The 10,113-nt window shown below is 71.1% G+C and carries 10 protein-coding genes and 1 tRNA gene; 6 read left to right on the top strand and 5 right to left on the bottom strand.

Features of this window, described 5'->3' with window-relative positions; all coding sequences use genetic code 11:
• Nucleotides 1-14 precede the first annotated feature (14 nt).
• Together AB0G59_RS17195 and AB0G59_RS17190 are read right to left on the bottom strand one after the other, a co-directional pair.
• Nucleotides 15-88, bottom strand: a tRNA-Pro gene (locus AB0G59_RS17195).
• Nucleotides 89-206: 118 nt separating this feature from the next.
• Entirely contained in the window at nucleotides 207-1,133 is a 927-nt protein-coding gene (locus AB0G59_RS17190) for a metallophosphoesterase (RefSeq protein ID WP_360912351.1), read from the bottom strand.
• 174 nt (nucleotides 1,134-1,307) lie between these two features.
• Between AB0G59_RS17190 and AB0G59_RS17185 the strand changes: the two genes are divergently transcribed.
• On the top strand, nucleotides 1,308-1,772 hold the full coding sequence (locus tag AB0G59_RS17185) for a GatB/YqeY domain-containing protein (RefSeq protein ID WP_360912349.1): 465 nt from the start codon (nucleotides 1,308-1,310) through the stop codon (nucleotides 1,770-1,772).
• Between the two features lie 104 nt (nucleotides 1,773-1,876).
• Here AB0G59_RS17185 and AB0G59_RS17180 read toward each other — a convergent pair whose 3' ends face one another.
• Nucleotides 1,877-4,156, bottom strand: a complete 2,280-nt coding sequence (locus AB0G59_RS17180) for a transglycosylase domain-containing protein (RefSeq protein ID WP_360912347.1) — start codon at nucleotides 4,154-4,156, stop codon at nucleotides 1,877-1,879.
• A gap of 384 nt (nucleotides 4,157-4,540) precedes the next feature.
• On the opposite strand from AB0G59_RS17180, the gene AB0G59_RS17175 reads away from it, so the two are divergent.
• Nucleotides 4,541-4,876, top strand: a complete 336-nt coding sequence (locus AB0G59_RS17175; RefSeq protein WP_177338024.1) for a WhiB family transcriptional regulator — start codon at nucleotides 4,541-4,543, stop codon at nucleotides 4,874-4,876.
• 199 nt (nucleotides 4,877-5,075) lie between these two features.
• Here the strand turns inward: AB0G59_RS17175 and AB0G59_RS17170 are convergent, their stop codons facing one another.
• Both AB0G59_RS17170 and AB0G59_RS17165 read right to left on the bottom strand, forming a co-directional pair.
• Complete coding sequence (locus tag AB0G59_RS17170; RefSeq protein WP_360912344.1) at nucleotides 5,076-6,524, bottom strand: ArsA family ATPase; 1,449 nt, start codon at nucleotides 6,522-6,524, stop codon at nucleotides 5,076-5,078.
• Entirely contained in the window at nucleotides 6,521-7,513 is a 993-nt protein-coding gene (locus tag AB0G59_RS17165; protein ID WP_360912342.1) for an ArsA-related P-loop ATPase, read from the bottom strand. The genes AB0G59_RS17170 and AB0G59_RS17165 overlap by 4 nt, the downstream gene beginning before the upstream one ends.
• Nucleotides 7,514-7,585: 72 nt before the next feature.
• Here AB0G59_RS17165 and AB0G59_RS17160 point away from each other — a divergent pair, with 72 nt between their 5' ends.
• The 4 genes from AB0G59_RS17160 to AB0G59_RS17145 all read left to right on the top strand — a co-directional run bounded on the left by AB0G59_RS17160 (nucleotide 7,586) and on the right by AB0G59_RS17145 (nucleotide 10,034).
• On the top strand, nucleotides 7,586-7,744 hold the full coding sequence (locus tag AB0G59_RS17160; protein WP_071963877.1) for a DUF4177 domain-containing protein: 159 nt from the start codon (nucleotides 7,586-7,588) through the stop codon (nucleotides 7,742-7,744).
• Nucleotides 7,741-8,205, top strand: coding sequence for a RidA family protein (locus AB0G59_RS17155; RefSeq protein WP_360912340.1), 465 nt, complete (start codon nucleotides 7,741-7,743; stop codon nucleotides 8,203-8,205). The genes AB0G59_RS17160 and AB0G59_RS17155 overlap by 4 nt, the downstream gene beginning before the upstream one ends.
• A gap of 81 nt (nucleotides 8,206-8,286) precedes the next feature.
• Entirely contained in the window at nucleotides 8,287-9,207 is a 921-nt protein-coding gene (locus tag AB0G59_RS17150; protein ID WP_360912338.1) for an NUDIX hydrolase, read from the top strand.
• Nucleotides 9,204-10,034, top strand: a complete 831-nt coding sequence (locus AB0G59_RS17145; protein ID WP_360912336.1) for an MBL fold metallo-hydrolase — start codon at nucleotides 9,204-9,206, stop codon at nucleotides 10,032-10,034. The genes AB0G59_RS17150 and AB0G59_RS17145 overlap by 4 nt, the downstream gene beginning before the upstream one ends.
• Nucleotides 10,035-10,113 lie beyond the last annotated feature (79 nt).

The following is a 10,113-nucleotide window of genomic DNA, read 5'->3' as shown; positions in this document are numbered from 1 at the left end:
CTTGTGCAACCAAGTCGGGGTGGCGGGATTTGAACCCACGACCTCTTCGTCCCGAACGAAGCGCGCTGCCAAGCTGCGCTACACCCCGGTGCAACGAGCTCTACTTTAGCGGACTGGAGCCGGGAGGTGAAATCCGCTTCCCGGGGAGGCGCAGGTGAGGGGCGGGCAGGCCCCCGTCCGCGCCTCTCCAGGCCGCCGCCGGAGGATCAGTCGCGGGCGACGAGGGTGAGCAGGGTGGCCTCGGGCGGGCAGGCGAAGCGGACCGGGGTGTAGCGGTTGGTGCCGCAGCCCGCGGAGACGTGGAGGTAGGAGCGGTGGCCGTCGGCCTCGTGGGTGGAGAGGCCCTTCACGCGCCGGGTGTCGATGTCGCAGTTGGTGACCAGCGCCCCGTAGAAGGGGATGCAGAGCTGGCCGCCGTGGGTGTGCCCGGCGAGGATCAGCGGGTAGCGGTCGGCGGTGAAGGCGTCGAGCACCCGCAGGTAGGGGGCGTGGACGACGCCGAGGGAGAAGTCGGCGCCCTCCTGCGGGCCGCCGGTGACCTGCTCGTAGCGGTCACGCTTGATGTGCGGGTCGTCGAGGCCGGTGAGGGCGATCTCCATGCCGTCGATCTTGAGCGAGCCGCGCGTGTTGGTGAGGTTGACCCAGCCCGCCGCGTCGAAGCCGTCGCGCAGCTCCTCCCACGGGTTGTGGATCGCGCCGACGACCGGGGCGTTGCCGTTCAGGCCGTGCCGTCCGCTGGCCTTCTCCAGGAGGTAGCGGGCGGGATTGCGCAGCTTGGGGCCGTAGTAGTCGTTGGAGCCGAAGACGTAGGCGCCGGGGAAGCGCATCAGCGGGCCCAGCGCGTCGAGCGTCTCGGGCACGCCCTCCGGGTCGGAGAGGTTGTCACCGGTGTTGATCACGAAGTCGGGGCGCAGCCCGGCGAGCGACTGGAGCCAGCGCTGCTTCTTGCGCTGTCCGCCGACCATGTGGATGTCGGAGACCTGGAGCACCCGCAGCGGCCGCATGCCCTGCGGCAGCACGGGCACGGTGACCCGCCGCAGCCGGAAGGAACGGACTTCGAAGCCGGCGGCATAGGCGAGGCCTGCCGCGCCGACCGCGGTGATTCCCAGGGGTACTCCGTATCGCGCACGCATGGTGCCCATCGTCGCAGACCGCGACGGGTGCGCTGTCACGGGCCGGGGAACGCAAGGGAGTTACCGACGAGTGGGCGCCGTCGGGGCCTCGCGGGCCCCGCGCGCGGCCGTCGCCGGGCGGCGCCCGGCGGTTAATCCGGGGCGCGCGCCGGGGTGGGATGCGAAGATTGCGGCATGACCACGCTGAAGTCCAAGCTCCACGACGACCTCACGGCCGCCATCAAGGCGCGCGACGAGCTGCGCTCCTCCACCCTTCGCCTCACCCTCTCCGCCGTCGCCTACGAGGAGACCTCCGGCAAGGTCGCCCGTGAGCTCTCCGACGACGAGGTGCTGACGGTGATCGCCCGCGAGGCGAAGAAGCGCCGCGAGGCCGCGGAGGCCTTCGACATGGGCGGCCGGGCCGAGTCGGCGCAGCGCGAGCTCGCCGAGGGCGAGGTGCTCGCCGAGTACCTGCCGAAGCAGCTGTCGGACGAGGAGCTCTCCGCGATCGTCGCCGGGGCTGTGGCCGAGGCCACGGCCGGTGGTGCGGAGGGCCCGAAGGCCCTGGGCGCCGTCATGAAGATCGTGAAGCCGAAGGTGGCGGGCCGCGCCGAGGGCGGCCGGGTGGCCGCCGCGGTGAAGGCCGCGCTCGCGGGCTGAGCACGGGTACGTACGTAAAAGGGGCGCCCGGACCGTAACGGTCCGGGCGCCCCTTTCTGTGCGGATTTCTGTACGGGCCAGGAGCCCTAGGGCTCCCGTGAGGGCTACTGCTGGTCTTCGGCGGGGGCGCCTTCCGCGCCGCCGATGAATCCGGGCGGGATGATGCCGCCGGGCACCGCGGCGTCGGGCTTGGCGTCGCCCGGCTTGTTGCCGGGCTTGGTGTTGCCCGGCTTGTTGTTCCCCGGCTTGTTCGTGCCGGGCTTGTTGGTGCCGGGCTTGCGGGGGTTGCGGCCGGGCTTGTCGCCCTTGTTGCCCGAGCCCTTGTCGGCGTCCGCGATGGGGGAGCCGCCGAAGGTCGGCGCGTCGTGGCCCTCGAGGGCACCGGACATGGCGTCGCGCCAGATGGGGCCGGGGGTGTCGGCGCCGTAGACCTTGTCGTGGTAGACGCCGCCGATGGTGATGTTCTCCATCTCGACGCCCTTGGCGCCCGGGCCGCCGACCCAGACGGCGCCGGCGAGGTTGGGGGTGTAGCCGACGAACCAGGCGGCCTTGCGCTCGTCCGTCGTACCCGTCTTGCCCGCGCTGTCGCGGCCGGAGAGCCCGGCCTCCTTGCCCGTACCGTCCTCGACCACACCCTGGAGCAGGGCGTTGACGGTGTCGGCGGTCTGCTCGGACATCGCCCGCGAGCACTTCGTCTTGGGCACCCGCAGCTTCTCGCCGTTGGGCCCGACGGCCGACTCGACGATGACGGGGGTGCAGTACGTGCCCTTGTTGGCGAACGTGGCGTAGGCGGAGGCCATGGTGAGCGGGGACATGCCCTCGGTGCCGAGGGCGATCGACGGCACCTGCTTGATCTTGCCGCCACCGGCGGGCTCGATGCCCATCTTGGCCGCCATCTTCGTCACGGGGCAGACGCCGATGTCCTCGATCATCTGGACGAAGTAGGTGTTGACCGACTTCGCGGTCGCCTCCTTCATGCCGTACGGGCCGATCTCGCTGCGGTTCTCGTTCTGGACCGTGTCCCCGCTGTTCTTCCAGGGCTTGCCGCAGGTCTCCACCTCGTCCGGATAGGGCATCCGGAACGGCGAGGAGTAGGACTTGTACGGCGAGACGCCCTCTTCGAGGGCCGCGGCGGCGACGATCGGCTTGAAGGTCGAGCCGACCTGGAAGCCGTAGTTCGAGCCGCCCATGTCGTGGTCCGCGGAGAGGTTGATCTGCGTCTGGTACTCGCCGAAGCCGTACGGGCGGGACTGGCCCATACCGAGGACCTTGCCGCTGCCGGGCTGGACGATCGACACGGCGGTGGCCACCGAGTCCTTCTGGTAGACGTGATCGGTGATCGACTTCTGGACGGACTTCTGGGTCTGCGGGTCGAGGGTGGTGCGGATGGTCATGCCGCCCTCGTTCCACCGCTTGGCCCGGGCTTCCTTCGTCTTGCCGAAGACCGGGTCGTTGAGGAAGGTCTCGCGGACGTAGTCGCAGAAGAAGCCGGCGCCGTTGACGGCGGTGATGCAGCCGCTCTTGGGCCTGCTGACGTTCAGCTTGAGCGGCTTGGCCTGCTCGGCGGCGGCCTCGGCCGGGGTGATGTGCTTCAGCTCGGCCATGCGCTGCAGCACGGTGTTGCGCCGCTTGGTGGCCTCCTTGGGAGCGTTGACCGGGTCGTAGCGGCTGGGGGACTGGACGAGGCCGGCCATCAGGGCGGACTCGCCGAGGGTGAGGTCCTTGGCGTGCTTGCTGAAGTAGCGCTGGGAGGCGGCTTCGACGCCGTAGGCCTGCTGCCCGAAGAAGGTGATGTTCAGATAGTTGTTGAGGATCCGCTCCTTGCCGAGTTCCTTCTCGACCTGGATGGCGAACTTCAGCTCCTTGACCTTGCGGCCGAGGGTCTGCTGCGTGGCCTCGGCGACCTTGTCCGGGTCGTCGCCGGCCTCCTCGACGAAGACGTTCTTGACGTACTGCTGCGTGAGGGTGGAGGCGCCTTCCGAGACGCCGCCGGACTGGGCGTTCTTGTTGACCGCGCGGAGCACGCCCTTGAGGTCGATCGCGCCGTGCTCGTAGAAGCGCGAGTCCTCGATGTCGACGATCGCCTTGCGCAGGTAGGGGGAGATCTCGTTCAGCGGCACCACGGTGCGGTCGCGGGAGTAGACCTTCGCGATCTCGCCGCCCTCGGAGTCGAGGATGGTGGTGCGCTGGCTGAGCGGGGGTGTCTTGAGGTTTGCGGGGATCTCGTCGAAGCCCTCGACCGAGCCCTTGGCCACTAGGCCGAACGCACCAATGCCCGGTAGGGCCAGACCCGCCAGGACGACTCCGGAGAGCACGCTGACGCCGAGGAATTTCGCGGCCTGCCGGGTCACGTTGGGACCCTCGCCCGAGGACTTCATAGCCATGGGAGGAAGCCTACGTTCTCATTCGGCGGACAGACGCAGGTGTGTTCGCCTACGCTGTTTCACGCCAGTCACAGCGATGCCATTCAGCATCACCTCTGACCTCACTCTTGTGAGTGATGAGACGTGTCCGTATTGCCGTCTGTGTCACCGGCTGCCCGTCACGACACGGGCGAATCGCCACCATGCGGGCAGAAAGTCCGTAATGTCGCCAGCTCACTCCGTTGGGTGATCTGCCGCGTACGCATAGTCCGTTCGGGCCATCCAAGATTGGGCCCGAAGGGGGTGTTGCCCCCTGCCCGCCTTCCGTAACGTCCTCAACTGGCAACGGTGAATATGCCGCTGCCGCCGTGGGGGAGCCTCGATTCGGGAGAGGACGGCGCCAGCATGGGCTGGGTAACCGACTGGAGTGCGCAGGCCGCCTGCCGCACTACCGATCCGGATGAACTATTCGTTCAGGGCGCAGCGCAGAACAGGGCGAAGGCGGTCTGCACAGGCTGCCCGGTACGGACCGAGTGTCTGGCCGACGCGCTCGACAACCGCGTCGAGTTCGGCGTGTGGGGCGGAATGACCGAGCGCGAGCGGCGGGCCCTGCTCCGGCGCAGGCCGACGGTCACCTCGTGGCGCAGGCTCCTGGAGACGGCTCGTACGGAATACGAGCGCGGCGCCGGCATCCTGCCGCTGGGCGACCCCGAGTACGACGAGTACGCGGCCGTGGGTTAGCCACCGGCCCCGGCTCCGCCTCCACGACGGGGCTTTGACGACGGGGCTTTGACGGCGGGGCCTTGACGGCGGGCACCGTCCGTACGGCTCTCCACGGCCCGCTGCGGCGACCGCTCGTAGCGCTCTGCCTGCGCGGCTGCGCACGGGCCTGCCTACGGGCCGCGTAGGGGCTCGGCACGGCTCTCCGCGGCGAGGCCGGTCACGTCTCCACGGAGGCGTCCTCGGCGCCCTTCGCGGGTGCGGGCACGGCCGCACGGTCCGCCGGGCAAATCCGGTCCCGGTGAGCCGACTGATCGGCGAGGCGCTCGGCGATCGCCCGCAGCCCCGCCAGGTCGTGCACATCGCCGGGCAGTGCGGCCACCTCCGCCACCCGCACCTCGGGGTGCAGAGCGGTGAAGCGATCACGCGTGCGCTGCTCGCGGGCGAGCACCTGCATGCGCTCGGCGTGCAGCCGCAGCAGCCCGGCGGCGAGCTGTGCAGAGGATTCCCCGACCCGTGCTGAAGGTCCTTCCATCGACACGGATCGTTCCGCCGAGGCGCCCGGGGCCGTCGCTCCTGAGGACGCGGGCTGGGGGAAGCCGCTCTCGGGAGAGGATGTGTCCGTGGGAGTGAGGGTGCCAGGGTCGTCAGCGGTACGTGAGCCAGCCTGCCCGCTGTCACGATCCACAATGCCGGCACCGTCAAGATTTTCTGCGTATTCGGATGTTCCGCTCGTGAGGGCCTCGGCGGCGGCCAGAGCCCGCTCCGCGGAGAGCCGCGCCGCCCCGCTGCCGTGCACCCGGTTCAGCACGAGACCGGCCAGCGGCATCCGCTCCGCTGCCAGCCGTTCCACGAAGTAGGCGGCCTCCCGCAGGGCGTCCCGCTCGGGCGCCGCGACGACGAGGAAGGCCGTGCCCGGCGCCTGGAGCAGCCGGTAGGTCGCATCGGCGCGGGTACGGAAGCCGCCGAACATGGTGTCCATCGCGGCGACGAACGTCTGTACGTCCCGCAGGAGCTGTGCCCCCATCAGTTTGTTCAGGGGGCCGCTCATCACGGACATGCCAACGCCCAGGAACTTCATCCCCGCCCGGCCGCCGATCTTCGCCGGTGCCATCAGCAGCTTGATGAACTTCCCGTCGAGGAAGGAGCCCAGCCGGCTCGGCGCGTCCAGGAAGTCCAGCGCGGACCGGCTCGGCGGGGTGTCCACGACGATGAGGTCCCAGTCGTCGCCGGCGCGCAGCTGGCCGAGCTTCTCCATGGCCATGTACTCCTGCGTGCCCGCGAAGCCGGCCGACAGGGACTGGTAGAAGGGGTTCTCCAGGATCGCGCGGGCGCGGTCCCCGTCGGCGTGCGCCTCGACGATCTCGTCGAAGGTGCGCTTCATGTCGAGCATCATGGCGTGCAGTTCGCCGCCGGCCGAGTCGTCGATGCCGTGGACGCGCCGCGGGACGTTGTCGAGCTCGTCGATGCCCATCGACTGGGCGAGGCGGCGGGCGGGGTCGATGGTCAGGACGACGACCCGGCGGCCGCGCTCGGCGGCCCGTACGCCCAGGGCGGCCGCGGTCGTGGTCTTGCCGACGCCCCCCGATCCGCAGCACACCACGATGCGGGTGCGCGGATCGTCCAGGACGGGGTCTATCTCGAGCGGTTCCGCCGAATCCAGGCTCACCCTGCCACTCCTTGCTTCCGCAGTTCGCGCGCCATGCGGTAGAGACCCGCCAGGTCGACGCCGTCCCCGAGCAGCCGGAGTTCGTACGTGGGCAGACCGAGCCGGGCCACGTCGGCGCGGCCGCGGTGCTCGAGCGCGAGCCGCTCGGTGTGCTCGCGCGCCTCCTGCAGCAGGGGTTCGACGAGCGGCTCCGCAAGCCCCGCGCGCCGTGCGCTGCCGGAACCGGTGCGCTCCAGGGCGTGCGCGAGCGAGCGCGCCACCTCCTCGCGCCGGCCGTTCGCGGCGGCCTCCACGGCCGCCTCGTCGAGTATCGCGGGCCGCACCATGTTGATGACGACGCCGCCCACCGGCAGCCCTGCGGCCCGCAGGTCCGCGATGCCGTCGGCGGTCTCCTGGACGGGCATCTCCTCCAGCAGCGTGACGAAGTGCACCGCGGTCTCCGGCGACTTGAGCACCCGCATCACCGCCTGCGCCTGATTGTGGATCGGGCCGATCCGGGCCAGCCCCGCCACCTCGTCGTTCACATTGAGGAAGCGCGTGACCCGCCCGGTGGGAGGCGCGTCCATGACGACGTAGTCGTAGACGAAGCGACCCGTACGGTCCTTCCTGCGCACCGCCTCGCACGCCTTGCCCGTCAGCAGGACGTCCCGCAGACCCGGTGCGATGGTCGTCGCGAAGTCGATCGCGCCGAGCTTCTTCAGGGCCCGCCCGGCGCTGCCGAGCTTGTAGAACATGTGGAGGTAGTCGAGAAGCGCCTGCTCGGCGTCGATGGCGAGCGCGAACACCTCGCCCCCGCCCGGAGCCACAGCGATCTTCCGTTCCTCATAGGGCAACGCCTCCGTCTCGAAGAGCTGCGCGATGCCCTGCCGGCCTTCGACCTCGACCAGCAGAGCGCGCTTCCCCTCGGCGGCGAGGGCGAGCGCGAGGGCCGCGGCGACGGTGGTCTTGCCGGTACCGCCCTTGCCGCTGACGACATGGAGCCTGCTCATGGCTCGGAGCCTAACCAGTCGCCCCGCGGGCTACGCACGAGGCTGTCGGTGTGAGGCATTACAGTCGGGCCCATGACCAAGTGGGAATACGCGACCGTGCCGCTTCTGGTGCACGCGACCAAGCAGATTCTGGACACCTGGGGCGAGGACGGCTGGGAGCTCGTCCAGGTCGTGCCGGGCCCCAACGACCCGTCGCAGCTCGTGGCGTACCTCAAGCGGGAGAAGCCGTGAGCGCCGTCGAGGACAAGCTCGCCTCGCTGGGCCTGACCCTGCCGGAGGTCGTGCCGCCGCTGGCCGCGTACCAGCCGGCCGTGCGCAGCGGTGCCTACGTGTACACCGCCGGCCAGCTGCCGATGGTCAAGGGTGCCGTTCCGGCCACCGGCAAGGTCGGTGCCGAGGTCAGCCCTGAGCAGGCCAAGGAGCTGGCGGGCATCTGCGCGCTCAACGGCCTGGCCGCGGTGAAGTCCGTCATCGGCGACCTCGACAAGATCGTGCGGGTCGTGAAGGTCGTGGGCTTCGTGGCCTCCGCGCAGGACTTCACCGGTCAGCCGGGCGTCATCAACGGCGCGAGCGAGCTGCTGGGCGAGGTCCTGGGCGAGAAGGGCGTGCACGCCCGTTCGGCCGTCGGTGTGGCCGTGCTGCCGCTGGACGCGCCGGTCGAGGTCGAGTTCCTCGTGGAGGTCCGGGACTGACCGCCTCCCGGTCGATCCTGTCGTGAGGGCCCGTCCCCGGGTCCTCTCGAACATCCGCGCGTGAGCGCATAGCATCCGGCCATGTCGACTTCGAACGGCCAGTGGTACCCGCCGGAGTGGCCGGACCGGATCAGAGCGCTCGCCCGCGGCGAGCTCCGGCCCGTGGCGCCCCGGCGCGCCGCGACCGTCCTGCTGCTGCGCGCCACGGCGGGCGGGCTCGCCGTTCACATGCTGCGCAGACGCGCCTCCATGGCCTTCGCCGGAGGCGCGTACGCGTATCCGGGCGGCTCGGTGGACCCGCGCGACGAGCGGGACGTGCCCTGGGCCGGCCCCTCGCGTACGGACTGGGCGACGCGGCTGGGGACGGACGCCGCCACCGCCCAGGCCATCGTCTGCGCCGCCGTCCGCGAGACCTTCGAGGAGTCGGGCGTCCTGCTGGCGGGCCCGGCGCCGGACACGGTCGTCGCGGACACCACGGGCGAGCGGTGGGAGGCCGACCGGGCCGCGCTCGTCAGCCGCGAGCTGTCCTTCGCCGACTTCCTCGAGCGGCGCGGCCTGCTGCTGCGCAGCGACCTCCTGGGCCCCTGGGCGCGCTGGATCACCCCCGAGTTCGAGCCCCGCCGCTACGACACCTGGTTCTTCGTCGCCGCCCTTCCCGAGGGCCAGCGCACCCGCAACGCCTCCACGGAGGCCGACCGCACGGTGTGGACCGCACCCGCCGCGGCGGCCGCCGGCTACGACCGGGGCGATCTGCTGATGATGCCTCCGACCATCTCCACGCTGCGCTCGCTGCTGCCGTACGCCGGGCCCGCCGAGGCTCTCGCGGCCGCGCGTGAGCGGGATCTCACGCCCGTACTGGCGCAGGCGCGGCTTGACGGGGAAGAAATCGTGCTGAGCTGGCCGGGGCACGACGAGTTCACCAAGCACATCGCCCAGGACAGCGCCCAGCACCTCACTCCAGGAAACCCGAGCACCACAGGACCCGCGGGAGCCGACGCATGACGCACGCAACCGACCTGCCCGGACGGCCGCGCCCAGGCGCCCTCGGCGGCCCCGCGACCACCCGTGCGACCTGTGTCCTCGCGCCCAACCCGTCCGCGATGACGCTGCAGGGCACCAACACCTGGATCCTGGCCGAGCCGGACTCCGACCTCGCTGTCGTCGTCGACCCCGGCCCGCTGGACGAGGCCCATCTGGGCAACGTCCTCGCCACGGCCGAGGCGGCGGGCAAGCGCGTCGCCCTGACCCTCCTCACCCACGGCCACCCCGACCACTGCGACGGCGCGGCCCGCTTCGCCGAGCTGACGGGTACGCACGTACGGGCGCTGGACCCCGCGCTGCGGCTGGGCGGGGAGGGCCTCGGGGTGGGCGACGTCGTCACCACCGGAGGCCTGGAGCTGCACGTCGTCGCGACCCCCGGGCACACCGCCGACTCCCTGTGCTTCCACCTCCCGGCGGACCGCGCGCTCCTGACCGGTGACACGGTGCTGGGGCACGGCACCACGATCGTCGCCCACCCCGACGGGCGGCTCGGCGACTACCTCGACTCGCTGCGCCGGCTGCGGGCGCTCACGGTCGAGGAGGGCGTGGACACGCTGCTGCCGGGCCACGGCCCCGTACTGGACGACGCGAAGGGCGCGATCGAGTACTACCTGGCGCACCGGGCCAAGCGTCTGGCCCAGGTCGAGACGGCGGTCGAGAACGGTCACCGCACGCCGTCCGAGGTCGTGGCGGCCGTCTACGCGGACGTCGACCCCCGCCTGTGGCCCGCGGCCGAGCTCTCGGTGCGCGCGCAGCTGGACTATCTGGACGAGCACGGGCTGATCTGAGCCGGCCCGTCCTCGCGGGCGGCACGACCGAGGGCCCCGGCGTGTGCCGGGGCCCTCGGTGCGTGTGCGGTGCGTGCGC

The organism is Streptomyces sp. NPDC021096, from assembly GCF_040641275.1.
Lineage (GTDB): Bacteria > Actinomycetota > Actinomycetes > Streptomycetales > Streptomycetaceae > Streptomyces.
The sequence above is the reverse complement of the archived record's forward strand: the minus strand, read 5'-3'. Positions and strand labels throughout refer to the sequence as shown.